Source organism: Nocardioides gansuensis, assembly GCF_003076135.1.
Lineage (GTDB): Bacteria > Actinomycetota > Actinomycetes > Propionibacteriales > Nocardioidaceae > Nocardioides > Nocardioides gansuensis.
Genome location: NZ_QDGZ01000003.1, coordinates 262,509 through 287,506 on the forward strand (window position 1 = coordinate 262,509; position 24,998 = coordinate 287,506).

The window sequence follows — 24,998 nt, forward strand, 5'->3', positions numbered from 1 at the left end:
GAATGCGGTAGATCAGCGGCCGGCGGCGAGCATCTCCTCGCGGGTGGCGACCTTGACCCGGAGGCGGTCCTGGGCCTCGCCCAGGGCGATCTCGTGCTGGTCGAGACGCTCCCAGTAGTCGTAGGTCGCGACCTCGACGCCACGGTCGGCGAAGTAGGCGTCCACGTCGGTGGCGTCCCGCGAGGGGGCAGTCGCGGTGGTCTCCTCGAGCAGGTGCGCCACGGTCTGGGCCGCGTCGGACTTGGTGTGCCCGATGAGGCCGACCGGGCCGCGCTTGATCCAGCCGGTCACGTAGGTGCCCGGGATCGGCGCGCCGTCGAGGTCCAGCACGCGGCCCTCGTCGTTCGGGATGACCGCGGCGCGGTCGTCGAAGGGCAGGCCCGGCAGCGCGGAGCTGCGGTAGCCGATCGCCCGGTAGACCTGCTGGACCTCCCAGTCGGTGAACTCGCCGGTGCCCTCCACGTTGCCGTCGGCGTTCGGGGAGTGCGTGCGCTCGGTGCGCAGCGCGGTCACGCCGTTCTGGTCGCCGAGGATCTCGGTGGGCGCTTCGCAGAAGTGCAGGTGGATCCGGTGCGGCTTGCCGACGGGGTCGCGGCCGACCCAGTTGGCGAGGGTGTCGAGCACCATCTTCTGGGCCTTGTGCTTGGCGATGTGCGCCATGCCGTGCTCGTCGACGTCGAAGCCCTCGGGGTGCACGATCACCTCGACGTTGGGGGAGTGGTTGAGCTCGCGCAGCTCGAGGGGGGAGAACTTGGCGTATGCCGGGCCGCGGCGCGCGAACACGTGCACGTCGGTGATGGTCTTGGCCTTCAGGCCCTCGTGGACGTGGGCGGGGATGTCCGTCACCAGCATCTCGTCGCCCGTCTTCGCAAGCACGCGCGCCACGTCGAGGGCCACGTTGCCGACGCCCACCACGGCGACGCTCTTCGCCTGGAGCGGCCACGTCTGCGGCACGTCCGGGTGCGCGTCGTACCAGGACACGAAGTCGGCGGCGCCGAAGGAGAGCTCCTCGCCCGGGATGCCGAGGTCGCGGTCGGCCATGGCGCCGGTGGCGACGATCACCGCGTCGTAGAACTCGCGGAGGTCCTCGAGCTTGACGTCCACGCCGAAGTCGATGTTGCCGAGGAAGCGGACCTCGGGCTTGGCGAGCACGCGCTGCAGCGCCTTGACGATCTCCTTGATCCGCGGGTGGTCCGGGGCGACGCCGTAGCGGACCAGGCCGAACGGCGCGGGCAGGCGCTCGAGGATGTCGACGGAGACGTCCGCCTCGGACTTGGTGAGGATGTCGGCGGCGTAGATGCCCGCCGGACCACCACCCACGATGGCAACACGAAGACTCATGTCGCCAGTCTGGGGGCCCGTGGCGTCCCACAGAACGAGGTTGTGGTTGTGTGGTCACAAGGTAGCCTTGTGCCCCATGTTGGGTTCACACGTGCCGGAGCTGCGCGCCCTCGAGCTCCTGGTGGTGGTCGCGCGCACCGGGAGCCTGTCCTCGGCGGCGGCCGAGCTCGGCATCACCCAGCAGGCTGCCTCGTCGCGGATGCGGACCATGGAGGCGCTGGTCGGGGCGCCCCTGCTCTCTCGCACCCGCCGCGGGTCGGCGCTCACCGAGACCGGCGAGCTGCTGGTCCAGTGGTCCAGCCGGGTCCTCGACGCCGCCGAGCAGCTCGATGCCGGCCTGACGGCGCTGCGCCAGGACCGGCGCGGCCACCTGGCCGTCGCCGCCAGCCTCACGATCGCCGAATACCTGCTGCCCGGCTGGCTGGTGGCGCTTCGCTCCCAGCAGGAGCGGCTGGGGCAGCCGGTCACCGAGTTCACCCTCACGGCCACCAACAGCGAGCGGGTCGCGCAGATGGTGGCCTCGGGGGAGGCGGCCCTCGGCTTCGTGGAGGGGCCGGAGGCTCCCGAGGGGCTGAGCCATCGCCTCGTCGGCGTCGACGAGCTCGTCGTCGTCGTCGGGCCGCACCACCCGTGGGCCCAGCGGTCGAGCCGGCGAGTGAGCGCGGCGACCCTGGCCGCCACGCCCCGGGTCGTCCGGGAGGCCGGCTCGGGCACGCGCACGGTGCTCGAACGGGCGCTCCGTGACCACCCGCCGACGCCGCCGGTGCTCGAGCTGACCAGCACGGCCGCCGTCCGGGCGGCCGTGGCGGCCGGTGCCGGCCCGGCCGCGCTGGGCGCCCACGCCGTGCGCGACGACGTCGCCACGGGACGGCTGGTGCGGATCTCGGTGAGCGGGCTGGACCTGTCGCGCCGCCTCCACGCCGTCTGGACCGGCGGCGCCCACCCGCCCGCCGGGCCGGCGCGCGACCTCGTGGCCGTGGCGGTGGGCCGGGGACGCTAGGCGTCCAGGCGGGCGCGGATCGAGGCGTACGTCGCGTCGCTGAAGGCCACCAGCCGTGCCTCCTCCACCGCCGATCCGGCCGCCGAGAGGGTCTCGACCGCGGCATCGACGGCGTCGTCGAGCGGCCAGCCGTAGACGCCGGCACTGATGAGCGGGAACGCGACCGTGCGCGCCCCGAGCTCGTCCGCGACCTCCAGGCAGCGCCGGTAGCAGGACGTGAGCAGCGAGCGGTCGGTCTGGCCGGCGCGGTGGTTGGGCCCGACGGTGTGGATCACCCAGCGGGCGGGCAGGTCCCCGGCCGTCGTCCAGCCTGCGTCGCCGGTGGCGAGCCCGTCGGGGAAGCGGGCGACGCAGTCCGCCAGGATCGCCGGTCCGCCGGCGCGGTGGATGGCGCCGTCCACGCCCCCTCCGCCGCGCATCGCGTTGTTCGCGGCGTTCACGATCGCGTCCGCCTGGACGGTGGTGATGTCGCCCTTGACGACGGTGACGGTGGGAGCCATGCGCCCATTCAAGCGCGAACCCGGGCCTGGCGGGCCCAGGCGGCCAGCCAGCCGACCTCCATCGCCGCGTCCAGCAGATAGGTCCACCGGATCCGGCCGCGGGGCACGAAGACGAGGTCGATCACCAGCAGGCTGGCGGCGGTCCCGACGCCGACCCGTCGGGCGGTCGCGTCGTCCTGGTCGGCCAGCAGCTGGGCCGCGCCGTTGGAGATGAGGAGGCAGGCCACGGTGTACTCCAGCCAGCGGTCGGCCTTGGGCCCGAAGACCGCCTCGAAGGACCTGATGCTGGCCAGGGGCCACAGGCCGCCGATCACGTTGAAGGCGCCGTGGGCCCGGGACAGCCGCTGCCGATCCATGTGGTCACGTACCCGCCCGTCGTCCGGGGCAATCCCGGGTGTCCGGCTGCTTCTACCCCGATCTGGCGATGCCTCCGGGAACGGGCGTCCGTAGCGTGGCGTGGGTCGAGCGCTTGCCCCAGCGCCGGCCGTTGCTCCCGGACCCGTTTGCGGGTCCGGGAGCACGAGCGCGCCGGGGCGCGGTAGCATGGGTCCTGCACCGGCCGCACGCCGGACGACTCGCTCCCGGCGAGGTCACCGTCCGAGGGCTGGTCCACACGGCCCCCCGGGTCGCCGCAGTCGCGGCCAGCGGGAGCCGATCGCGGCGGGGAGGTCCCCCGCCACGTGTCGTGTCCCAGGGGCGCAGGCGTTCGTCGTACGACGCGGGCGCGGGACGCGAGAAGGAGGAGTCCTTGGCTCGAGGAGCCCAGCGCCAGGGTGGTCGCCACCGCCAGCGCAGCAACCAGCGCACCCACCAGCGCGCCCGCAAGCGCGACAACGAGGGCATCATCCCGGTGCTCGCCCGGGTGGTGCGCGAGGTCGAGACCGCGGTCGAGCGCGGCCAGGCCAACTCGGTGCGCACCCGCTTCCAGGTCGTCGCGCTGCTCGTGCGCGAGACGCGCGCAGGACTGAAGGCCGACGAGGCGCTCAGCCAGGCCCAGCGCGAGGAGCAGCTCAAGCGCCTCGACGGGGTCGCCACGATCCTGGCGAAGACCGCCGCCCGGGAGCCGAGCCTGCTCTCGCTGCTCGCGGAGGACGCCGTGCTGTCCGAGATCGGCGAGGACCTCAAGGAGGAGCTGCTGGAGCAGGCAGGCATCGAGCGCACCCAGCCGCCCGCTCCCGACGGGGCCGAGATCCCCGACGCCGTCGCGCAGCCCCAGCGCCGCGTCGTACCCCAGTCGGTCATCTCCCGCCAGCTCGCCAACCCGTTCCTCGTCCCCGACTTCAGCGCCGTGCCGCCGACTCCGGCGGAGAGCCGCCGCCTCGTCGGCTGGGAGCTCATCGAGCCGCTGCTGCGCTCCTTCGAGCGCGCGAGCAGCGGGGCGACGTCGTGCATGAGGCTGCCCGAGCCCGCGCCGGTGATGCTCCCGCCCGGTCTCGAGCTGATGCCCCACCAGGGCGAGGTGGTGACAGCGGCCAGGGACGGCCACCGCACGTTCCTCCTCGCCGACGAGCCCGGCCTCGGCAAGACGGCGCAGGCGCTCGTGGCCGCTCAGGCAGCCGATGCCTTCCCGCTGCTCGTCGTGGTGCCCAACGTGGTCAAGATGAACTGGGCCCGAGAGGCGCAGCAGTGGGTGCCGATGCGCAAGGTCACGGTCATCCACGGCAACGGCCACGACATCGACGCCTTCGCCGACATCGTGGTCGTCAACTACGAGGTGCTCGACCGCCACGTCGGCTGGCTGGGCGACCTCGGGTTCCGCGGCATGGTGGTCGACGAGGCCCACTTCATCAAGAACAAGGCCTCCCAGCGCTCCCAGAACGTGCTCGGCATCGCCGACCGCATCCGGGCCCGCACGGGCCGACCGCTGATGATGGCGCTGACCGGCACGCCGCTGATCAACGACATCGAGGACTTCCGCAACATCTGGCAGTTCCTCGGCTGGATCGACGAGAAGAAGCCGCTCGTCGAGCTGATGAACAAGCTCGAGGACTCGGGCTGGACGCCCGCCGACGCCGGCTTCTACCCCGCGGCCCGCCAGGCCGTCATCGACATGGGCATCGTGCGCCGCCGCAAGGTCGACGTCGCCAAGGACATCCCGGCCCGCCGCATCGCCGACATCCCGGTGGAGCTGGACGACGCGGCCGCCCGCTCGCTGCGCGAGGCCGAGCGCGAGCTGGCCCGCCGCCTGGTGAAGCGCTACGACAGCGCCCTGGCCGCGCGCACCTCCGGCCAGGTCGTCGACGGCATCGACCTCGAGCTCGTACGCCGCGTCGCGACGTGGGAGCGGGAGGACTCCGACAGCAGCAGCTCGGGCGAGAACGTCTTCACGATGATGCGCCGCATCGGCCAGGCCAAGGCCGGGCTCGCGGCCGACTACGCGGCCCAGCTGGCCCGCAACGTGGGCAAGGTCGTCTTCTTCGCCAAGCACATCGACGTGATGGACGTCGCCGAGGACACCTTCGAGCGGCGCGGCATCCGCTACTCCTCGATCCGCGGCGACCAGACCAGCAAGGCGCGCACCCGCAACATCGACGCCTTCGTCGAGGACCCCGAGGTGCAGGTGATCGTCTGCTCGCTGACCGCGGCGGGCGTCGGCATCAACCTCCAGGTCGCCTCCAACCTGGTGCTCGCGGAGCTCTCGTGGACCGACGCCGAGCAGACCCAGGCGATCGACCGCATCCACCGCATCGGGCAGGAGGAGCCGGTCACGGCCTGGCGGATCATCGCCGCCCAGACCATCGACTCCAAGGTGGCCGAGCTCATCGACTCCAAGGCGGGGCTGGCGGCCCGGGCGCTCGACGGCTCGGACGCCGAGGTCACCTCGTCGGCCGACATCCAGCTGGAGGCGCTGGTCTCGCTGCTCACCGACGCCCTGCTGGCGCGCGGCGACCACATGCCTCCCCGCTGAGCCGGGTACTGGGGCGCGGTGACTCCCACCGCGTATCCCGGTGCCGAGGCATGGGTGCCGCGGCGCGGGGGACTGCCCGCCCTGCGCAGGGCGGCGCAGGAGTGCGAGGGCTGCGACCTCCACGCGCACGCCACCCAGGCGGTCGTGGGCGCCGGGCCCCGGGACGCCGCCCTGATGCTGGTGGGCGAGCAGCCCGGGGACCAGGAGGACCTCGCGGGCGAGCCGTTCGTCGGGCCGGCCGGCAAGCTGCTCGACCGGGCGCTCGACGCGGCGGGCCTCGACCCCGATCTCGTCTTCCGCACCAACGCGGTCAAGCACTTCCGCTGGGAGGGGACGCGCGGCAAGCAACGGCTGCACAAGGGTCCGTCGCGGCTGCACGTTGCCGCCTGCGGCCCGTGGCTGGTCGCCGAGCTGCGCCTGGTCTCCCCGCGCGGCGTCGTGCTGCTCGGCAGCACGGCCGGCCAGGCCGTGTTCGGCGCGGACTTCCGGGTCACCCGCGACCGGGGGCGCGTGCTCGACTGGCCGGAGGGCTGGGGCGGGCTGGCAGAGCCGCCTGCCTGGGCGCTCCCGACGGTGCACCCGTCGTCGGTGCTGCGCTCCCGCGACCGGGACACCGACTTCGAGCTCCTGGTGTCCGACCTGGCCGTGGCAGCCGACGCGCTGGCCAGGGGCGGCGTTGGGAACCAGGGACCTGCGACGCAGGATGGACGGACAGCCACACCCACCGAGGAGGCGTGATGACCGAGGACCGCGAGATGTACGGCGACCAGCCGGTCGACGACGAGGACCAGCTCCAGCCGGAGGACACCCTGGAGGACCAGGACCTCGACGACGTGCTCGACCGTGGCTACTCCCCGCCGGACCGCCCGCCGCACGGCTACGACGACCGGCCCACCGGCAGCGAGCTGCTTGAGGGGGAGTCGCTCGAGGAGCGCATCTCGCAGGAGGAGCCGGAGCCCGATCCCTACGCCGAGCAGCCGCAGCCCGACGAGAACGCCCTGCCCGAAGACATCGACTACGGTGCCACGCCCGACCCGCGGGCCGGTCGGCTCGTCCAGCCCGATGAGGGGACCGGGGACGACGTGATCAGCCAGGAGGTCGCCCGCGACGTCGGCATCGACGGCGCCGGCGCGAGCGCCGAGGAGGCCGCCATGCACCTCACCGCCGAGCCGGAGCCGCCGGACGAGGAGCCGTGACCGTCAGCCCATCAGCTCACGCGGCCGACCCTAGCGGCGGCGCTTCTTCTTCACCTTGACGGCCGAGCCCTTGATCTTGAACGCCTTCTGGTCGTCTCGGGACGCGCCCTGGCAGGCGAACGGCGACTCCTTGCCGCACTTGTAGCGCGTCGAGGCGTTGGCCGCGGTGACGAAGACCGCCGCGACCTTCCTGGCGCTGAACTTCACCTTGACCGAGCCGTTGCCCTTGCGGTTGAGGCGCACCCGCTGCTTGGACAGCTTGCCGTTGTGCAGCACGACCAGGACCTGGGCGGCCGGACCCGACTTCCGCGACGGGCCGGCGATCCTGACCTTGAGCCGCCAGCGGCCAGAGCCGAGGTCGGCGCCCGGGACGAACTTGATCGAGTCGTGCGTCAGGTGGTCGAGCCGCACGGTCTCGCCGTAGCGGCGGGCTGCCTTGCTCAGCCCGACCTCGCGCAGCGGCACCGTGGCGGGGTAGGCGCTGCCCTCGGGGTAGGTCTGCGCGGGCACGAGGTTGCCGCTGCCGAAGGCGGCGTAGACCGCCGGGAGCCCGCCGCGCCTCGCGAGCACCGTCTTCAGGGCCTCCACGGAGTACTTCCGGCCGTCGCCGCGCAGGCTGCCTGCGGCCTTCCAGGCGTCCTTGACCAGGCGCTTGTCGAAGCGCTTGGTGAGGTATTCCCAGAAGATCCAGTTGCCGTACTGGAAGCCGTAGGTGGTGCTGAAGGCGTCGAGCGGGATCATCGGCGCACTGAGCTGGCTGACCGGGAGGAACTGGCGGTTGTCGTCGACGTCGTCGGCGACCCGCTCCTCCATCCAGGTGGCCGTCGACTCCATGAACCAGCCGTCGTCGCCGTAGTCGTAGGCGTACTGGACGGCGTGGAAGAACTCGTGGGCGGCCGTGACCTGGAGGTTCTGGGTCGGCGTGGCCGCGGGGAACTGGGTCGGGTGGTAGTCGTTGTCGAGCACGCAGAAGCCGCTCGCCGTGCGGGCCTTGGCCCGGTGCTCGGCGGCGCAGTAGCCGTAGAGGCCGGCACCGAGGTCCTTGAGGTAGACGTCCAGCTTGCTGTTGCCGCCCAGGCCGCGGTCGCCCACGGGCTTGCGGTAGCCGAACTTGCCGACCTCCTTCTTCCAGGTCTGCTCCAGGGTGGCGAGGTTGAGGGCCACCCACTCCGGGCTCGGTGGCGCGTCGGCGGTGGTGGGCACGTAGTGGACGCACACGTGCGGACCGCAGGTCTTCGTCGACGGGGCCGTGTAGCCGGTGCCGAAGGGGTCGGCCGCGCCGTCGGTGGGGCGCGCCAGCATCGCCTCCGCCTGCTCCGAGTCCTCGCCGGTGAGGTCGGGGCGGGCCAGCCACAGGTCGCGCAGGGCGACCGTGGCCGAGGGGTCGCCCGCACGGGCGTCGCCCTCGAGCACCCGGCTCGCCACCGCCAGGGCCGCGCGGGGCGTCGGTGGGAGGGCTGAGGCGGTCGGCCGAGCGAGGTGGGCGCGGCGCGGGGAGGTGACGCGCGGGGAAGCTCCGTCCTCGTCCCCGGCGGCGGCCGGGAGGCCCGGCACCAGCGACAACCCGGTCACGAGGGCGAGCAGGCCAGCGGACATTGCCTTGCGCAACGAGTGCTCCTTCATCGGTTGCGGACGAGTGTCGCGGTGACGTCGAAGGTCACGTCGTCGTCGAGGGGAGTGCCCTGGCACGCGAACTGGTCCGTCTTCTTCTGGCAGTCATATCGCGTCGACCCGCTGGCCAGCACGACCAGGACCCGCTTGACGTGGCGGCGGCTCAGGTCCACCCGCACACGGCCGCGGCCCTGCCTGTCCAGCCGCACGGTCCGTCGGCCGACCTGCCCGTCGGTGCGATGCACCACCAGGCGCACCGCGTGGCCGGTGCGGCGGGCGCCGCCGTCGATGGCCAGGCGCACGCCGGCCTTGCCCCGGACGGACCGGCGGGCGGCGACCTTCACGACCTGCGAGGCCAGGTGGGGTACGACGATGCGCTGGTCGCGCCACGTGGTGCGCCGTGGTCCCAGGCGCACCGTGGTGTCGGCCCGCTGGCGCGCGTAGGCCGCCCCCTCGTCGTAGCTGCGCGCCGGCAGCAGGTTGGCCACCGCGAAACCGGCGTAGAAGTCGGGGAATCGCCCGTTCTCGCGCTGCACGAGCTTGCGGACCGCCTGCACCGAGAAGCGGTCGGGGTCCGCGGCGAGCTCCCACACCCGTCGTACGGCATCGGCGCCGAAGGCCTCGGCGACGTGCTGGAAGAAGATCCAGTTGCCGTAGGGGGCCAGGTCGCCGGCCCACCGGTCGAGGGGGATGCCGCGGCGACCGAGCTGGCCGGACTTGAGGAACTGCCGGTTGTCGTCGACGTCGTCGGCGATCTGGTCCTCCATCCAGGTGGCCGTGGCCTCGAGGAACCACGGGTCCTCGGTGGCGTCGATGCCGAACTGGACGGCGTGGAAGAGCTCGTGCGCCGCGGTGACTCGCAGGCTGGGGTCCGGGCCCATCGGGAAGCCGGCGAAGTCGTCGTCGAAGACGCAGTAGGCGGAGGCCTGGTGCTTGTGCCCGGGCACGGAGTCCTCGGGCGCGCAGTATCCGTAGAGGCCCTGGCTGCCGATCTCGGCGAGGTAGACGTCGAACTGGGCCGTGCCGCCGGCACCGCGGTCGGAGGCGGGGGCGGGATAGCCGAGGACGACCATCGTGTCGAGCGCGTGCTGGCCGACCTCGAGGGTGCGCCGCACCCAGTCGGGGGTGACGCCGTCGGACGACTCCATCGGCGGCGCGTCGGCCGTCGTGGTGACGTAGTGGACGCACAGCTGGGGCGTGCAGGAGGACGCGCGCGGCGCGGCCGGGTCCCACGGGGTGCCGTCGGGGTCCCGCGGATCGGTCGGCCGGGCCAGCAGACCCGCCCGGTGGTCGTCCTGCCGCAGCCGCGGGTCCAGCACCTGGCGGGCGAGGAAGGCGTCGCGCAGCTCGATGGTCAGGTCGCGACCGGACTCGTCTGCGTGCGCCGTCGTGAGCGGCGTCGCCGCCAGCAGGGGTCCGACGACCGCGGCAGTCAGTCGGACGCGCCAGTGCCTGGACACGTTGCCCCCTTCGCTGGATGAGCCCACAGGCTACAAGTCGGCGATGTGCTCGATGATCGCGGTCGTGGAGATGGCGGGCGTGCGCGGGAGGTAGACGACCTTGCACACGTCGGAGAACTCGTCGAACTTGCCGGCCCAGTCGTCCCCCATGACGAGGACGTCGGCGCCATGCTCCACGATGTAGTCGCGCTTCTGCTCGAGGCTCTCCTCGACGAAGACCTCGTCGACGACCTTGAGCGCAGCGACGATGGCAAGGCGCTCCTTCTGGCTGAAGACGGGAACCCGTCCCTTCTTCTGCTCGTTGAGGGCGTCGGCCGAGACGCCCACGACCAACCGGTCACCCAGCGCCGCGGCCCGCTCCAGCACCCGCAGGTGCCCGACGTGGAACACGTCGAACGTGCCGAAGGTGATGACGGTGCGGGACATGCGCGTCAATGTATCGGCTCGACGGAGAGGACCCGCGAATGACTGCGACGGTCTCGATGATCACGCCCGACCCGGCCGCCGACGAGGAGCGGCGCAGGGCACTGCGCCGGATGCGGACGGTGGCGGTGTCGCTGCTGGTCCTGGCCGCCGTGGTGTACGTCGCGACGCTGGGCGGCGAGGGTGCGTGGGGCTTCGTCAACGCCGGCGCGGAGGCGTCGATGGTGGGCGCGATCGCCGACTGGTTCGCCGTGACCGCGCTGTTCCGGCACCCGCTCGGCCTCCCCATCCCGCACACCGCACTGGTGCCGAAGCGCAAGGACGAGCTCGGCAAGGGGCTCGAGGAGTTCATGGCGGAGAACTTCCTCCAGGAGGCGATTATCCGCGACCGGGTGGGCGCCGCCGAGATCTCCGGGCGCGTCGGCGACTGGCTCACCGACCCGGCCAACGTGCGCCGGGTCGCCGACGAGGTCGCGGACGTGGCCGCGATCGGCCTGGGCAAGGTGCGCGACGAGCACATCGCCGACCTGGTCACGGAGGCCTTCATCCCGCGGTTCCGGGACGAGCCGATCGCCCCGCTGGCCGGCAGCCTGCTCGCCGAGATGGTGCGCGACGACCTCCACCACGGCCTCGTCGACCTGGCCCTGGAGGAGCTGCATCGCTGGCTGGTGCACAACCCCGAGACCTTCAGCGAGGTGCTCAGCGAGCGGGCCCCGTGGTGGGCCCCGCCGCGCCTCAACGAGGTGGTCACCGAGCGCTTGCACATCGAGGCGGTCAGGTGGCTGGAGGACATCGCGGCCGACCCCGACCACCACGCCCGCCGGGCGCTGGACTCGATGCTGGCCCAGCTGGCCCAGGACCTGCTCCACGACCCGGCCACCATGGAGCGCGCCGAGCGGTTCAAGGAGCGGGTGCTCGAGCACCCCCAGGTGGTCACCACGGCCATCTCGCTCTGGAAGGCGATGCGGGCGGCCCTCCTGGCTTCGATCCGTCAGCGCGACGGCGCGGTGCGGCAGCGGCTGATCGTCGAGCTCACGGCGTTCGCCGAGCGCCTCGTCAGCGACGCCGAGCTGCGCGCCAAGCTCGACGGCGCCGCCGCCGACTTCGCGGTGTTCGCCGTCTCCCGCTACGGCGCCGAGCTGACCACGGTGATCACGCACACCATCGAGCGCTGGGACGGCCGCGAGGCGGCCCGACGGATCGAGCTGCACGTCGGGCGTGACCTGCAGTTCATCCGCATCAACGGCACGATCGTGGGCGGGCTCGTCGGCCTGCTCATCCACACGGTGGCCGTGCTGCTCCACTGACTCGGCGCGTGTGCACGCGGTGAGGGTGTCGAGTCGGCGCGTCTGTCCACGGTGAGGGTGTCGAGTCGGCGCGTCTGCCCACGGTGAGGGTGTCGAGTCGGCGCGTTTGCACGCGGTGGTGGTACGCCGCGCCCTGAGGAGTTGTGGCGGCGACTCTCCCGCGGGGACGATGACCTCATGAGCGAGCCGATGGACGTCCCGATCCGCGACGAGTCGATCAGGCTCGGGCAGTTCCTCAAGCTCGCCAACCTCGTCGAGACCGGCGCCGAGGCCAAGCCGCTCATCGCGGCAGGCGAGGTGTTGGTCAACGGCGAGGTCGAGACCCGCCGTGGCCGACAGCTCGTCGAGGGCGACGTGGTCACCCTCGGCCCGGCCTCGGCCAGAGTCGCCTCAGGGGACGCCGAGATCGACGTCCCCCGGTAGGCGAAGCGTGTGCAGATGCGCCGACTCGGCGGGTGTTGCGCGTGCAGATGCGCCGACTCGGCGGGCGTTGCGCGTGCAGATGCGCCGGGTCAGCTGACGCCGAGCAGGTCGACCACGAAGATCAGCGTCTCGCCGGGCTTGATCACGCCGCCGGCGCCGCGGTCGCCGTAGCCCAGGTGCGGCGGGATCACGAGGCGGCGACGGCCGCCGACCTTCATGCCCTGGACACCCTGGTCCCAGCCGGCGATGACCTGGCCGACGCCGAGGCGGAACTGCAGGGGAGTGCCCCGGTTGTAGGAGGCGTCGAACTCCTCACCGGTGGAGTGGGCGACGCCCACGTAGTGCACCGAGACGGTCGAGCCGGCCGTGGCCTCGACACCGTCTCCCTCCACCAGGTCGGTCACCTCGAGGTCGGTGGGGGCGTCTCCCAGGTGCGGGTCGACGTCGGGCTTCTCGGTCACGGTGTGCTCCGTTCGGACGGGTGTGCTGTCTGCGCCACCCTAGTCACCAGTCGGGGGAGTGGCCCGCTCCCATAGGTCGGTCAGGACTGGTGGAGATAGTTGTCGAGCTGGTCGCGCTCGAACTCCAGCTCGTCGATGCGGTGCTTGACGACGTCGCCGATCGAGATGATCCCGGTGAGCCGGCCGTTGGTGAGCACGGGGACGTGGCGGATCCGGTGGGCGGTCATCACCTGCATGAGCTCGTTGAGCGACTCGGAGCCCTCGCACGTGCGCACCTGGGACGTCATGATCTCGGTGATCGGTGCGTCGAGGACGTCCTCGCGCTCCAGCAGGTGGCGCACCACGTCGCGCTCGCTCACAATGCCGTCGACCGAGCTGCCGTCGGAGCTGACGACCAGCGCGCCGACGTTGTGCCGCGCCATCAGCGCCACGAGCTCGCGCACCGTCGCTTCCGGGGCGATCGTGATCACGTCCTGGCTCGGCTTCGCCCTGAGCACGTCGTTGATGCGCATCCGTCCACCTCCACCTGCATTCGTCTTGCCTGCGGCTCAAACTAGCCACTTCGCGGGCCGGATGACAGGGGGCCACGCGGGGCGTGGACAAGTGCTCAGTCCGCGACGGGGGGTGGCATCTGGCGGCCGCGCAGCGCGTGGACCGACCCGTGGCCGGGCCGCCGGTCGTCGGGGTCGTCCACGTCGCCGGAGAGCGCGCCGAGGAAGGACAGGGCCGCGTCGTGGAGGTGGCCGTTGGAGGCGAGGGCGTTGCCGCCGTAGGGGCCGTCGGTGCCCTCGAGCGACGTGAAGCGGCCGCCGGCCTCCCGCACGATGACGTCGAGCGCCGCCATGTCGTAGAGCTCCAGCTCGGGCTCGGCGGCGATGTCGACCGCGCCCTCGGCCAGCAGCATGTAGGACCAGAAGTCACCGTAGGCGCGCGTGCGCCAGCAGCGCCGGGTCAGGGAGATGAAGTCGTCGAGGCGGCCGCGCTCGTCCCAGCCCGAGAGCGAGCTGTAGGCGAAGGAGGCGTCCTCGAGGCGGCGTACGTCGCTCACCTCGCAGCGCGTCGCCTTGAGCAGCGACCGGCCGGTCCAGGCGCCGTTGCCCTTCGAGGCCCACCAGCGGCGCTGCAGCTGGGGAGCCGACACGACGCCGAGCACCACCTCGTCGTCGACGGCGAGCGCGATCAGCGTCGCCCAGACGGGCACCCCGCGGACGAAGTTCTTCGTGCCGTCGATGGGGTCGATGATCCAGCGCCGCTGGCTGTGCCCGGCCGAGCCGTGCTCCTCGCCCAGCACGGCGTCGCGCGACCGCACGCGCGAGAGCGTGCGACGGATGCCCTCCTCGACCGCCTGGTCGGCATCCGTGACCGGTGTGAGGTCGGGCTTGCTCATCACGTGCAGGTCGAGGGCCTTGAACCGGGCCAGGGTCAGTGAGTCGGCGTCGTCCGCGAGGACGTGCGCGAGGCGCAGGTCGTCGGTGTAGTCCGCGGGTCCGGTGATGGCCATGGAGCACAGGGTAGGCCCGGGCGCTCACCAGTCGGTCGACGCCTCCCGTGCGGCGAGCAGGCGGCGGAACGACTCCACCCGCTCCGCGTCGGCCTGGCCGGCGGCCAACGCCTCGTCGAGGCCGCACTCGGGCTCGTCCCTGCCGTGGGTGCAGCCGCGGGGGCAGTCCTCGGTCATCTCGTCGAGGTCGGGGAAGGCCTCGATCAGGTCGCCCGGCTGCACGTGGGCGAGCCCGAACGAGCGGATGCCGGGCGTGTCGATGATCCAGCCGTCGCCGCCGGGGAGCTCGAGCAGGTAGGCCGACGTCGAGGTGTGACGGCCCCGGCCGGTGACGGCGTTGACGACGCCCACGTCCCGCTTGGCCGTGGGGATCAGCGCGTTGACCAGGGTCGACTTGCCGACGCCGCTGTGGCCAACCAGCACGCTCGTGCGCCCCCGCAACCGGTCGCGCACCTCGGTCAGGTCCCCGCCGCGCTCCGTCACCACCCACGGCACCCCGAGCGAGCGGTAGGTCGAGAGCAGCGTCTCCGGGTCGGCCAGGTCGGCCTTGGTCAGGCACAGGAGCGGCGCCATCCCGGCGTCGTACGCCGCGACGAGGGCGCGGTCGATCAGGCGCGGCCGGGGCTCGGGGTCGGCCAGGGCCGCCACGACGACCAGCTGGTCGGCGTTGGCCACGATGACCCGCTCGACGGGGTCGTCGTCGTCCGCCGTGCGGCGCAGTGTCGTCGTGCGCTCGACCACCTCGACGATGCGGGCCAGCGAGCCCGAGGCGCCGGAGACGTCGCCGACGACGCGGACCCGGTCGCCCACCACCACGCCCTTGCGGCCCAGCGGGCGGGACTTCATCGCCATCACCGTCGAGCCGTCGATGAGGACGGTGAAGCGGCCCCGGTCGACGGTGACGACGACGCCGTCGACGGCGTCCTCGTAGGTGGGCCGGTCCTTGGTGCGGGGACGAGTGCGCCGGCGCGGGCGCTCGTAGTGCTCCGCGTCGTGGTCGGTGTAGCGACCGCGACCGCTCACGTCTCCTCCCGGTGAGCTCGCAGCTCGACCGCAGGGTTGCGGTCGGACGTCCTGGGGCGTCCGACGCGGTCTCGCCCTTCGCTCACGGCACCACCAGCGCGCTCCAGAAGCCGGCGAAGTCGGGGAAGGTCTTCGACGTGGTCGCGATGTCCTCGACCTTCACGCCGTCGACCGCCGACCCGACGATGGCGCCGGCGTGGGCCATCCGGTGGTCGGCGTAGGTGCGGAAGACGCCGCCGTGCAACGGGGCCGGCCGGAAGGCGAGGCCGTCGGGGTGCTCGGTCACGTCGGCGCCGAGCCCGCCGAGCTCGGCCGCGAGCGCGGCCAGCCGGTCGGTCTCGTGTGCCCGGATGTGGGCGACGCCGCGCAGGTGGGAGGGGGAGTCGGCGAGTGCGCAGAGGGCGGCGACGGCGGGAGTGAGCTCGCCGACGTCGTGGAGGTCCACGTCGATGCCGTGCAGCCGGCCGGTGCCGCGGGCCCGCAGGCCCTCGTCGGTGAACGCGACCTCACAGCCCATCTGGGCGAGGATCTCGCGGAGGGCGTCGCCGGCCTGCGTCGTCTCGCGCGGCCAGTCGCGGATCGTCACCGACCCGCCGGAGGTTGCAGCCAGGGCGAGGAACGGCGCCGCGTTGGACAGGTCGGGCTCGATCACGTGGTCGACGGCGGCGATCGGGCCGGGGGCAACGGCCCACCGGTTGGCGCCGCTGTCGTCGACCTCGACCCCGTGCCGGCGCAGCATCGCCACCGTCATGTCGATGTGGGGGAGGGAGGGCACGGGCTTGCCGTCGTGGCGGACGTCGACGCCGTGCTCGAAGCGGGCGCCCGCGAGGAGCAGCGCGGAGATGAACTGCGAGGAGGCGCTCGCGTCGATCACGACCGTGCCACCCGGCACCGAGCCGCGCCCCACGACCGTGAACGGCAGCGCCCCGCGCCCGCCGTCGTCGACCTGCACGCCGAGGGCCGTCAGCGCCACGAGCACCTCGCCGACGGGGCGGTTGCGCATGTGCGGGTCGCCGTCGAAGGAGACCCGCCCGGTCGACAGGCCGGCCACCGGCGGCAGGAAGCGCATCACGGTCCCGGCCAGCCCGCAGTCCACCTGGGCGTCCCCGTCGAGCGGGCCGGGCGTGATCCGCCAGTCGTCACCGGAGTCCTCGACGCCCACCCCCATCGACGCGAGCGCCCGGGCCATCAGGGTCGTGTCGCGCGAGCGGAGGGGGCGGCGTACGACGCTCGGCCCGTCCGCGAGCGCGGCCAGCACCAGCGCGCGGTTGGTGAGGGACTTGCTGCCGGGCAGGGAGATCGTGCGCTCGACCGGCGCGTTCGGGCGCGGTGCGGGCCACAGGTCGGTGTCGGCAGGCGCAGTCACCTGCGCAGCCTACCGAGCACGTCAGGTGAGCTGTGCCTTGGCGAGGCGGGCCTCGCGCCGGGCGTCCTTCGCGAGCTGCCGCGCCTCCCGGCGTACGTCCTTCGCGGCGCGCTGGGCGCGCCACGCCATCCCGGGCTTGCCCTCCGTGTCGACCCCGGCCAGCAGCAGGCCGCCGAGCATCGAGACGTTCTTGAGGAAGTGGACCCGCTGGCCGGCCTTCGCGCCCGGGTCGGTCTCCTCCCAGAAGCGGTGCGCCGCGAGCGTGGTGGGCACGAGAGTGGCCGCCAGCACTGTGGACGCGAGTCTCGGCGCCCGGCCGGTGGCGAGGGCGAGCCCGGCGGCGACCTGGGCGGCCCCGTTGATGCGGACCAGGGTCTTGGGGTCCGAGGGGATGGGGGCGCCGGGGGCCAGCCTGCGGGCGAGCGGCACCGCCTTGTCGGCCAGCGGCGCGGCAGCCGGGGCCAGGGCCTCGGGGTTCTTGAGGGCATCGATGCCACCGGCGACGAACATCGAGGCCAGCATCGGTCGGGCGATCAGTCTCGAGACGGTCATGGCTCCTTCCTACACGATGGCGGGAAGAAGAGGCGCGTCACGGCAGAGGGACATCCCGCTGGTTGTTGGACGTGTCCGAGTCGGTGAAGCCGACAGGCGAGACGGACATCGCGAGTGTCCCGCCTTGCGGTGCCACCGCCGAGAAGAGCAGAGGCAGGGGCGAGTCGGCGCCGCTGATGGTGCAGCTCCACGCCTTGCGTGCCTCGGTACACCGCTCTTCGTCGACGGCAACGAAGTTGGCCACGGAGTCGCTCGGCTGCACAGTCAGCACGGCCTGAGCGGCGGCCGGCACGCCCGACACTGTCACCGAGATCATGTGCTGCGGGCCAGTGGTGACCACGCCCGCAGAGAAGGTCAGGTCGGGCCCCGGCGGAGTCGGCGTCGGAGCCGTGGTCTCCGACTCAGTGGGCGTGGGGTCCGTCGGTGTCGGCGTGGGGGTGGGCGTCTCCGTGGGGGTGGGCGTCTCCGTGGGGACGGGTGTCTCAGTCGGCAGCAGAGTCGGCACCAGTGTCGGTGTCGTGGGCTCCGAGGGCGTCTGCGTCGGGGTCTCCGTCGGCGTCTGGGTCGGCGTCGGAGTCGGGTTCTGCGTCGGGTTCTCGGTCGGGTTCTCAGTCGGGGTCTCAGTGGGCGTCGGCGTCTGGGTCGGCGACGGGGTGGGCGTCGTCGTGGGTGTGGGGGTCGGCGTGGGTGCCGTCGTGGGCACCGGCTCAGGGGCGCTCGCGGTCGTGGTCACGGCCGAGGAGGCCCTCGTGCGCGGATCGGTCGGCTTCGGCCGGGATCTGGCGGACGTCGAGCCCGCCTCCTTCGGGGCCGAGACGGACACCCGCGGCGCATCGGCCTGCGGCCGTTTCGCCTCGCCGCCTCCCTGCACGGCCGCGAACACGCCCGCTGCGACCGCGACGCTGGCGGCCACGCCGCCGACCGCAGCCGCCTGGGTGTTGCCGGCCAGCCACTCCTTGCCCCGGTCGAGCAGCAGCACCAGGCCCCCGGCGGAGCCGGCGCCCACCGAGGAGAGGTAGCCCGCCGCAGCGCTGCCGAGGAGCAGCGGGGCGAGGATGCCGGCCAGGTTGGAGTTGACCTCGGTGAGCTCGAGGTAGATCGCCATGCACTTGCGGCACTCGTCGAGGTGGGCCTCGGTCCTGCCCGAGTCGCGCCGGGACAGCCCGTTGCGGATGTAGCCACCCAGGTGCTGGTGCGTCCACTCGCAGGCGTCCTCCTCCAGGTCGCCGACGTGCTCGTTGAGGAAAGCCTGACGCAGCCCCTCACGGGCCCGGTAGGCGAGCGCGGAGACGGAGTTGGCGCTCATGCCCAGCAGCGGAGCGATATCGGCCGGCTTCTGGCCCTCGACCTCGGTGTGCCACAGCACGAGCTGCCAGCGCTCGGGGAGGGAGGCGAAGGCGCGCGCCGCCGCCTCGCTCTCGAAGCCCTCGACGGCGGTGTCCCGGAACGGGACACCCGGGTCGAAGGCCTCGATCTCGTCGGTGTGGTGGAGCCTGGACCCGGCCCTCAGGCGGTCCACGCGGAGGCGTCGTACGGCGGTCAGCAGGTAGGCGCGGAAGGCCACGTCCGGGCCGCCCCCGCGCTGCAGGACGCCGAGCACCTTGACGAAGGCATCAGAGACCAGGTCGTCGACGTCGCCTGCTGCCACCAGCTGGCGGGCCAGCCGGCGCGCGGCGTCCGCGTGCCTCTCGAAGAGGGCGCCGTAGGCGTCGAGGTCCCCGCCCCGGACCGCCGAGATCAGCTCGGCGTCCGCGGCAGCTTCCAGCGTTGTCGTGGCGCTCATGCTGACTCAACGATCGATTGGGGGAACGATGACGTGACTTGTATTGTCTGCGTCCGCCCGGCTCCCGTCTGCGGAATGCGCTGAATGCGGACATCGGGCCGGAGCCGCCGGAAAATCGGCCCCGAAACGGCGTCATGTCCCTCACCTGGCCACGTCCATTCAGTGTTGGCCACTGGAAGAGGGAGCAGGCCGTTGGGCATCTTCGCGACACGCACGCGTCGGGTGCCCACCAGCCACCCCGGGGTGAGAGGGGGGCTGCTGCCCGCTGACGTGTCATCGGTGTTGCCACCGGGATACGAGGCTGTGGCGGAGGCTCTCACCTCGGGGTCGGACCCCACGGAGGCCTGCCGCGTGGTCGGACGCCGGATGGCGCTGGACGGCTCGTCCCTGGAGGAAGCCCACGCCGGGCTGCACGACACCTGGCAGGCGGTCAACGGCTGCGACCCGTCGTACGCCGCGACGTCGGCGCTGCTCGTCGCCTGGAGCGACGCCACGCTGGCCTACATGCACCAGCTCTCCTGCGAGGACCCCACCACGGGGCTGGCCACGCAGGCACACGTCCGCAGCCAGCTCGCCGACCTCTACCGCAAGCACGTCCAGGGCTCCCTCTGCGACACCCACGCGCTCGTGGTGTGCGAGCTCGGTCCCGCTGCCTCGGCCGACGGCGTCGAGGACGGGAGTGGACAGCTCGAGCGCTCGCTCCGGCTGGCGCGGCTCGGCGACGATGCCCGCACCGTCTTCCCGCTGGGAGAGACGATCGGTCGGCTCGGCGCCCGGCGCGTGGTGGTCGTGGCCCGGCGCGACGAGCGGCTCGGCGCCCGGGTGCGGCTGCTGCGCAACCTGGTGAGCAGCCTCGTGGTCGCCGGCGTCGCTCCGCGCGTGTGGATCGAGGGTCTGCCGTCGTCGGACACCACTGCCGCGGTGCTGCTCGACGAGCTCGCCCGCGGCTGACCTGCAGGCACGGCCCCGCTCTCATAGGGTGGTGCCATGTGCGGCCGTTATGCGTCATCGCGACGCCCCGAGGACCTGATCGAGGAGTTCGAGGTCGTCGAGAGCCGCGTCCCCGTCCCGCTCGCAGCCGACTACAACGTGGCGCCCACCAAGGAGGTCTACGCCGTCGTCGAGCGCCCGCCCCGCACGGGCGAGGAGGGGGAGGAGCAGCCACCACAGCGCCAGCTGAGGGTGTTCACCTGGGGCCTGGTGCCCTCGTGGGCCAAGGACCCGGCGATCGGCAGCCGGATGATCAACGCCCGGATGGAGACGGTGGCCGCGAAGCCGGCGTACAAGCGTGCCTTCGCGGTGCGGCGCTGCCTGCTCCCGGCCGACGGCTACTTCGAGTGGTACCCGACCTCGCAGACGACCTCGCGGGGCAAGCCGGTGAAGCAGCCGTTCTTTATCCGGCCGCGCGACCACGGGGTGCTCGCGATGGCGGGGCTCTACGAGATCTGGCGAGACCCGAGCCGCGGCGACGACGACCCCGACCGGTTCCGCTGGACCTGCACCGTGATCACCACGCAGGCGGAGGACTCCCTGGGCCACATCCACGACCGGATGCCGCTCATGGTGGAACGGGACAGGTGGGCGCAGTGGCTCGACCCCCGCGTGCCCGGTGAGCTGTCGTTGCTCGTGCCGGCAGCACCCGGCAGCCTGGAGGCCTACCCCGTGTCCACCCGCGTCGGCAACGTCGCCAACAACGGCCCCGAGCTGATCGAGCCGCTGCCGCTCGAGGAGGTCGTCTCGTGAAGGCAGCGGTCAAGACGGTGCAGACTCCCCAGGGCGAGGGCAGGCTGCACACCCGCCGAGCCCGGCACCCGCTCGCCACCCTGATGCTCAGCCACGGAGCGGGCGGCGGAGTGGACGCGCGCGACCTGGTGACGCTGGCCCACGCGCTGCCCTCCCAGGGCATCACCACGGTGCTCTTCGAGCAGCCCTGGCGCGTCGCGGGCCGCAAGATCGCGGGCGCCCCAGCCACGCTCGACGCCGCGCTGAGGGCCGCGTGCGACGTGATGCGCGTCCGCACGCCCCTCGTGCTGGGCGGCCGGTCGGCCGGGGCCCGGTCCGCCGCCCGCACCGCCCGGTCGCTGGGCGCGTCGGGCTGCCTGCTGCTCTCCTTCCCGCTCCACCCGCCAGGCCGCCCCGAGGCCAGTCGCCTCGACGAGCTGACCGGCGTCCGGCTTCCGACGCTCGTCGTGCAGGGGGAGCGCGACCCCTTCGGGCGGCCCGAGGAGTTCCCGGCCGGGGTCCGCGGCGTCGACCTGGCCGTCGTACCGGGGGCCGACCACGGGCTCAAGGTGCCGGCGCGGGGGCCGGTCACGCAGGAGGAGGCGATGGGCATCGTCGTGGAGACGGTGCTGGAGTGGCTGGTGCGCGACGTGGTCGGCAGCGAGGGCGGGAATCACGACGGAGCGTGAGGTGTTCTGCCCACGTGCTCACGACGTCGACCGGTCCCAAGGATCTCAGTCCTGCCGAAGTGTCGGTAATCTGGACTGCAATGACTGAATCACTCACGGGTGGGACCCCCGAAGAGCCCGCCGGCGGGCCCGGCGCGCTGCTCGAGTCCGAGACCCCCGAGGAGCGGTCCGCGCGCTTCGAGCGCGACGCGCTGCCCTACCTCGACCAGCTCTACGGCGCCGCCATGCGCATGACCCGCAACCCCGCGGACGCCGAGGACCTGGTGCAGGAGACGTTCGCGAAGGCGTTCTCGGCGTTCCACCAGTTCAAGCCGGGCACCAACCTCAAGGCGTGGCTCTACCGCATCCTCACCAACACCTACATCAACTCCTACCGCAAGAAGCAGCGGGAGCCCCAGCAGTCGATGGCCGAGGACGTCGAGGACTGGCAGCTCGCGCGGGCCGAGTCCCACACCTCCGGCGGCCTGAAGTCCGCCGAGATGGAGGCGCTGGAGCACCTGCCCGACTCCGAGGTGAAGGACGCCCTGCAGCGTCTCCCCGAGGAGTTCCGGCTCGCGGTCTACCTCGCCGACGTCGAGGGCTTCGCCTACAAGGAGATCGCCGAGATCATGAACACCCCCATCGGCACCGTGATGTCCCGGCTGCACCGGGGACGTCGCCAGCTCCGCGACATGCTCGCCGACCACGTGCGAGCCAACGACCTCCTCCCCAGCGGCACGGTGGGGAGCGAGTGATGGGTCACCAGCACGACCCCGAGGACTGCGCCGACTACCTCGAGCGCATCGTCTACCTCCTCGACAACGAGCTCGACGAGGCGGACTGCGCCCTGGTGCGCCGCCACCTGGACGAGTGCGGCCCCTGTCTGGAGAAGTACGACCTCGAGCGCACCGTGAAGGCCGTCGTCCACCGCTCCTGCGGCGAGTCGGCTCCAGAGTCGCTCCGCGAGCGGGTCCGCGTGCAGATCCGGGCCGTCCAGGTCCGCATCACCGAGGGCTGATTCGCACATCACCGGGGCATTTGAGAGGATGCTCCGACGCCCGATTCTGGGCCAGACGATGGAGGACACCATGGGCAAGACCGGCCGCAAGCGCCGCGCTCGCCGCAAGAAGGGCGCGAACCACGGCAAGCGCCCCAACGCCTGAGCGCACCAGACGACGGACCCCCGAGCCAGCCGGCCGGGGGTTCGCTGCTTGCCGGGGACCTCGTACGGCGCTCAGCGCACCCGCGCCAGGAAGCGCTCCGCGTCCACGACCACCCGGGTCACCTCGCCCGACGCCACGACCCGGCCGTCCCCGGTGTGCCGCGCCGCGACGGTGAAGCGGTGCAGCCGGCCGTCGACGTGCACCTCCGACGCCGTGACCTCCACCTCCGCGCCCACCGGGGACGCCGCGAGGTGCTCGAGGGAGATCCGCGTGCCGACGCTGGTCGACCCCTCGGCCAGGGTCGGCTCGAGCGCGGCGCACGTGGCCGCCTCGCACCAGGCGAGCACGCGCGGGGTGCCGAGCACCGGCAGGGAGCCGCTGCCCACCGCCTCGGCGGTGTCGGCGTCGGTCACGGTGAAGAGCAGGGTGGCGTCGCTCATGTGAGCTCCTTCCCGAAGGCGATCAGCCGCACGCCCGGGAGGGGCTCCCAGTCGCGGTGGGGCAGCCGGACGTAGCCGAGCCGGTCGTAGACCCGATGGGCCGCGGTCATCTCCGCCAGGGAGGACAGCACCATGGCGCTCGCACCGTGCCCGCGAGCCCGCTCCTCGCACAGGGCGGCCAGCGCCGTGCCGACCCGGCGACCGCGGGCCGCGGGGTGGACGGCCAGCATCCGGAACTCGCCCTCGTGGTCCCTGGCGAGCTCGCGCCACGGCGAGGCGGGCGGGCAGTAGGTCACGGTGCCCAGCAGCTCGGGGCCCTCCACCGCCACCCACAGCTCGGCGTCCCTGTCCCGGGCCGCGGCGTCACGCAGCCGCGCGACGTAGGGGTCGACGGCGCCGTGGGTGAACTGGGCGTACGCCGCCACGGTGAGGTCGCCGACGGCAGCGGCCTCCTCGGGTCGTGCGCGCCGGAGCTCCATCAGATCCCGAAGGTGTTGCGGGGGTAGGCGGCCTCCACGTCGGTGATCACGTTGACGAGGTAGGGGAGCCCGGCGGAGTAGGCGCGGTCGAGGGCGGGCCCGATCTCCTTCGGGTCGGTGACCGTCTCGCCCGCCCCGCCCAGCGCCGACACGACCGCGTCGTACGGCGTGCGCGGGGCGAGGTCGGCGGCGACGTCGTAGCCGTAGAGCATCTGCATCGGGCCCTTCTCCAGGCCCCAGGCGGAGTTGTTGCCCATCACCATGACGACCGGCAGCTGGTGGCGCACGAGCGTGTCGACGTCCATGAGCGAGAAGCCGGCCGCGCCGTCCCCGAGGAGCAGCGTCACTTGCGCCGACGGCCGGGCGATCCGGGCGGCGATGGCGGCGCCCAGGCCCGCACCCAGGCAGCCGTAGGGGCCCGGGTCCAGCCAGCCGCCGGGCCGCTTCGGCTCGACGTACTTACCGGCGAAGCTGACGAAGTCGCCGCCGTCGCCGATCACGACCGAGTCGTCGGCGAGCCGCGGCACCAGCTCACCGTAGATGCGTGCGGGGTGGATCGGGTCGGCCTCCGCGGAGAGCAGCTCTGCGTCGCGGGCAGCACCGGCCTTCACGAGGTCGCCCAGCTGCGCCGCCCAGTCGGTCCAGTCGGGGCGGCGCCCGAGCCGCTGCACGGCGGCCACCAGGCCGTCGAGCAGCAGCGTGAGGTCGCCCGCGGCGGAAGCGGCCAGGTCGGCGTGCCCGGAGACCTGGCCGGGGGCATCGGCGAGATGGACGACGCGGGGCGGTGTCGCGCCGTCCTTGCCGCCGAAGACGCCGTAGCCGAGCCGGAAGTCCAGCGGGGTGCCGACCACGACGACCAGGTCGGCACCGCCGAGCGCGGCCCCGCGGGCCTTGGTCACCAGCAGGCGGTGACCGCCCGGCACGACACCGCGGCCCATGCCGTTGGTCAGGGTGGGGATCCCCAAGGTCTCGACCAGGCGCAGCGCCGACTCCTCCGCGCGGTCGGCCCAGACGTCGGTGCCGAGCACCAGCACCGGCCGGGAGGCCGCGCCGAGGAGCGCCGCGACCCGGCCAAGCTCGTCGCCGTCGGGCTCGAGCGGCGCGGCCTGCGGGATGACGGGCGCCGGCCCCGTCGAGGCGTTGAAGAACTCGTCCATCGGCACGTCGACGAAGACCGGGCCGCGGTGCGACGATCCGGCGAGGGTGAACGCCTCGTCCATCCCGGCCAGCACCTCACCGGCGGTGTGCAAGGTGCGCGCCGACTTCGCCACCGGGGCCACGATCGGCACGTGGTCGAGCTCCTGGAGGCTGCCGGAGCCCCAGCGTTTGGCGGGGGCGCGACCGCCGACGACGACCATCGGGGAGCCGGCGAACTGCGCCTGGGCGATCGCGCTGACCCCGTTGGTGACACCCGGGCCGGCGGTCAGCACCGCAAGCCCCGGTGTCCGCGTCAGCTTGCCGGTCGCCTCGGCCGCGAACGCCGCCGTCTGCTCGTGCCGCACGTCGACCAGGCGCATGGGCGGGTCGGCCTTGACCGCTCCGTCGTACATCGGGAACACGTGAGCGCCGGAGAGCGTGAACATCGTCTCGACGCCGTGCGCGCGGGCGACTGCCACGGCGAGCTGGCCGCTGTGCCCGGAGATGTCGACGGGAGAGGTCTGCTCGGTCATG

28 protein-coding genes are annotated in these 24,998 nt (G+C 72.8%); 12 read left to right on the plus strand and 16 right to left on the minus strand.

Going from position 1 to position 24,998, the window contains the following annotated elements:
• Nucleotides 1-12: 12 nt before the first annotated feature.
• Entirely contained in the window at nt 13-1,341 is a 1,329-nt protein-coding gene (locus DDE18_RS08230) for an FAD-dependent oxidoreductase (RefSeq protein ID WP_116571753.1), read from the minus strand.
• A 76-nt stretch (nt 1,342-1,417) separates the two neighbouring features.
• Here DDE18_RS08230 and DDE18_RS08235 point away from each other — a divergent pair, with 76 nt between their 5' ends.
• Entirely contained in the window at nt 1,418-2,341 is a 924-nt protein-coding gene (locus DDE18_RS08235) for a LysR substrate-binding domain-containing protein (protein ID WP_116571754.1), read from the plus strand.
• On the opposite strand, the gene DDE18_RS08240 is transcribed toward DDE18_RS08235, so the two are convergent.
• Complete coding sequence (locus DDE18_RS08240) at nt 2,338-2,841, minus strand: O-acetyl-ADP-ribose deacetylase (RefSeq protein ID WP_116571755.1); 504 nt, start codon at nt 2,839-2,841, stop codon at nt 2,338-2,340. The genes DDE18_RS08235 and DDE18_RS08240 overlap by 4 nt on opposite strands.
• Nucleotides 2,842-2,849: 8 nt before the next feature.
• Nucleotides 2,850-3,197: a hypothetical protein gene (locus tag DDE18_RS08245; protein ID WP_116571756.1), complete on the minus strand. Its 348-nt coding sequence runs from the start codon at nt 3,195-3,197 to the stop codon at nt 2,850-2,852.
• Nucleotides 3,198-3,589: 392 nt separating this feature from the next.
• Here DDE18_RS08245 and DDE18_RS08250 point away from each other — a divergent pair, with 392 nt between their 5' ends.
• From DDE18_RS08250 to DDE18_RS08260, 3 genes are read left to right on the plus strand one after another with little or no spacing between them, the layout of a single operon-like run.
• A complete protein-coding gene (locus DDE18_RS08250) occupies nt 3,590-5,749 on the plus strand; it encodes a DEAD/DEAH box helicase (RefSeq protein WP_116571757.1) in 2,160 nt (719 codons plus the stop codon).
• 18 nt (nt 5,750-5,767) lie between these two features.
• Nucleotides 5,768-6,487 carry a UdgX family uracil-DNA binding protein gene (locus DDE18_RS08255; RefSeq protein ID WP_116571758.1) on the plus strand — a complete coding sequence of 240 codons (720 nt, stop codon included), beginning with the start codon at nt 5,768-5,770 and terminating at the stop codon, nt 6,485-6,487.
• The gene (locus tag DDE18_RS08260; RefSeq protein WP_116571759.1) at nt 6,487-6,945 is read left to right on the plus strand and encodes a DUF5709 domain-containing protein; all 459 of its coding nucleotides are present in this window, start codon (nt 6,487-6,489) and stop codon (nt 6,943-6,945) included. The genes DDE18_RS08255 and DDE18_RS08260 overlap by 1 nt, the downstream gene beginning before the upstream one ends.
• A gap of 30 nt (nt 6,946-6,975) precedes the next feature.
• Here the strand turns inward: DDE18_RS08260 and DDE18_RS08265 are convergent, their stop codons facing one another.
• From DDE18_RS08265 to DDE18_RS08275, 3 genes are read right to left on the minus strand one after another with little or no spacing between them, the layout of a single operon-like run.
• Nucleotides 6,976-8,553 carry an MXAN_6640 family putative metalloprotease gene (locus DDE18_RS08265; RefSeq protein ID WP_133241191.1) on the minus strand — a complete coding sequence of 526 codons (1,578 nt, stop codon included), beginning with the start codon at nt 8,551-8,553 and terminating at the stop codon, nt 6,976-6,978.
• Between the two features lie 11 nt (nt 8,554-8,564).
• A complete protein-coding gene (locus tag DDE18_RS08270; protein WP_116571761.1) occupies nt 8,565-10,016 on the minus strand; it encodes an MXAN_6640 family putative metalloprotease in 1,452 nt (483 codons plus the stop codon).
• Nucleotides 10,017-10,046: 30 nt separating this feature from the next.
• Nucleotides 10,047-10,442: an FAD synthase family protein gene (locus tag DDE18_RS08275; RefSeq protein WP_116571762.1), complete on the minus strand. Its 396-nt coding sequence runs from the start codon at nt 10,440-10,442 to the stop codon at nt 10,047-10,049.
• Nucleotides 10,443-10,480: 38 nt separating this feature from the next.
• On the opposite strand from DDE18_RS08275, the gene DDE18_RS08280 reads away from it, so the two are divergent.
• Together DDE18_RS08280 and DDE18_RS08285 are read left to right on the plus strand one after the other, a co-directional pair.
• A complete protein-coding gene (locus DDE18_RS08280; RefSeq protein WP_116571763.1) occupies nt 10,481-11,746 on the plus strand; it encodes a DUF445 domain-containing protein in 1,266 nt (421 codons plus the stop codon).
• Between the two features lie 177 nt (nt 11,747-11,923).
• Nucleotides 11,924-12,169 carry an RNA-binding S4 domain-containing protein gene (locus tag DDE18_RS08285; RefSeq protein WP_116571764.1) on the plus strand — a complete coding sequence of 82 codons (246 nt, stop codon included), beginning with the start codon at nt 11,924-11,926 and terminating at the stop codon, nt 12,167-12,169.
• A gap of 89 nt (nt 12,170-12,258) precedes the next feature.
• On the opposite strand, the gene DDE18_RS08290 is transcribed toward DDE18_RS08285, so the two are convergent.
• The 7 genes from DDE18_RS08290 to DDE18_RS08320 all read right to left on the minus strand — a co-directional run bounded on the left by DDE18_RS08290 (nt 12,259) and on the right by DDE18_RS08320 (nt 18,855).
• Entirely contained in the window at nt 12,259-12,630 is a 372-nt protein-coding gene (locus DDE18_RS08290) for an FKBP-type peptidyl-prolyl cis-trans isomerase (RefSeq protein ID WP_116571765.1), read from the minus strand.
• Nucleotides 12,631-12,710: 80 nt separating this feature from the next.
• The gene (locus DDE18_RS08295; RefSeq protein WP_116571766.1) at nt 12,711-13,142 is read right to left on the minus strand and encodes a CBS domain-containing protein; all 432 of its coding nucleotides are present in this window, start codon (nt 13,140-13,142) and stop codon (nt 12,711-12,713) included.
• A gap of 95 nt (nt 13,143-13,237) precedes the next feature.
• Nucleotides 13,238-14,131: a histidinol-phosphatase gene (hisN, locus tag DDE18_RS08300; protein ID WP_116571767.1), complete on the minus strand. Its 894-nt coding sequence runs from the start codon at nt 14,129-14,131 to the stop codon at nt 13,238-13,240.
• 24 nt (nt 14,132-14,155) lie between these two features.
• On the minus strand, nt 14,156-15,154 hold the full coding sequence (gene rsgA, locus DDE18_RS08305) for a ribosome small subunit-dependent GTPase A (protein WP_116571768.1): 999 nt from the start codon (nt 15,152-15,154) through the stop codon (nt 14,156-14,158).
• An 82-nt stretch (nt 15,155-15,236) separates the two neighbouring features.
• Complete coding sequence (gene aroA, locus DDE18_RS08310; protein WP_116571769.1) at nt 15,237-16,520, minus strand: 3-phosphoshikimate 1-carboxyvinyltransferase; 1,284 nt, start codon at nt 16,518-16,520, stop codon at nt 15,237-15,239.
• A 21-nt stretch (nt 16,521-16,541) separates the two neighbouring features.
• The gene (locus DDE18_RS08315) at nt 16,542-17,072 is read right to left on the minus strand and encodes a DoxX family protein (protein WP_116571770.1); all 531 of its coding nucleotides are present in this window, start codon (nt 17,070-17,072) and stop codon (nt 16,542-16,544) included.
• Nucleotides 17,073-17,109: 37 nt separating this feature from the next.
• Nucleotides 17,110-18,855: a sigma-70 family RNA polymerase sigma factor gene (locus DDE18_RS08320; protein WP_116571771.1), complete on the minus strand. Its 1,746-nt coding sequence runs from the start codon at nt 18,853-18,855 to the stop codon at nt 17,110-17,112.
• A gap of 351 nt (nt 18,856-19,206) precedes the next feature.
• Between DDE18_RS08320 and DDE18_RS08325 the strand changes: the two genes are divergently transcribed.
• From DDE18_RS08325 to DDE18_RS24240, 6 genes are all read left to right on the plus strand, one after another.
• On the plus strand, nt 19,207-19,806 hold the full coding sequence (locus DDE18_RS08325) for a hypothetical protein (protein WP_133241192.1): 600 nt from the start codon (nt 19,207-19,209) through the stop codon (nt 19,804-19,806).
• 36 nt (nt 19,807-19,842) lie between these two features.
• On the plus strand, nt 19,843-20,598 hold the full coding sequence (locus tag DDE18_RS08330; RefSeq protein WP_116571773.1) for an SOS response-associated peptidase: 756 nt from the start codon (nt 19,843-19,845) through the stop codon (nt 20,596-20,598).
• On the plus strand, nt 20,595-21,266 hold the full coding sequence (locus DDE18_RS08335; RefSeq protein WP_116571774.1) for an alpha/beta hydrolase family protein: 672 nt from the start codon (nt 20,595-20,597) through the stop codon (nt 21,264-21,266). Before DDE18_RS08330 ends, DDE18_RS08335 begins: the two co-directional genes overlap by 4 nt.
• A gap of 80 nt (nt 21,267-21,346) precedes the next feature.
• Complete coding sequence (locus DDE18_RS08340) at nt 21,347-22,000, plus strand: sigma-70 family RNA polymerase sigma factor (RefSeq protein ID WP_116571775.1); 654 nt, start codon at nt 21,347-21,349, stop codon at nt 21,998-22,000.
• The gene (gene rsrA, locus DDE18_RS08345; protein ID WP_116571776.1) at nt 22,000-22,263 is read left to right on the plus strand and encodes a mycothiol system anti-sigma-R factor; all 264 of its coding nucleotides are present in this window, start codon (nt 22,000-22,002) and stop codon (nt 22,261-22,263) included. The genes DDE18_RS08340 and rsrA overlap by 1 nt, the downstream gene beginning before the upstream one ends.
• A gap of 70 nt (nt 22,264-22,333) precedes the next feature.
• Complete coding sequence (locus tag DDE18_RS24240; RefSeq protein WP_369797015.1) at nt 22,334-22,408, plus strand: 50S ribosomal protein bL37; 75 nt, start codon at nt 22,334-22,336, stop codon at nt 22,406-22,408.
• A gap of 71 nt (nt 22,409-22,479) precedes the next feature.
• Here the strand turns inward: DDE18_RS24240 and DDE18_RS08350 are convergent, their stop codons facing one another.
• From DDE18_RS08350 to DDE18_RS08360, 3 genes are read right to left on the minus strand one after another with little or no spacing between them, the layout of a single operon-like run.
• Nucleotides 22,480-22,848, minus strand: coding sequence for a thioesterase family protein (locus DDE18_RS08350; RefSeq protein WP_116571777.1), 369 nt, complete (start codon nt 22,846-22,848; stop codon nt 22,480-22,482).
• A complete protein-coding gene (locus tag DDE18_RS08355) occupies nt 22,845-23,327 on the minus strand; it encodes a GNAT family N-acetyltransferase (RefSeq protein WP_116571778.1) in 483 nt (160 codons plus the stop codon). Before DDE18_RS08355 ends, DDE18_RS08350 begins: the two co-directional genes overlap by 4 nt.
• Nucleotides 23,327-24,997 (minus strand): acetolactate synthase, encoded by a 1,671-nt coding sequence (locus DDE18_RS08360; protein ID WP_116571779.1) that lies wholly within the window; start codon nt 24,995-24,997, stop codon nt 23,327-23,329. The genes DDE18_RS08355 and DDE18_RS08360 overlap by 1 nt, the downstream gene beginning before the upstream one ends.
• Nucleotide 24,998: the final 1 nt, after the last annotated feature.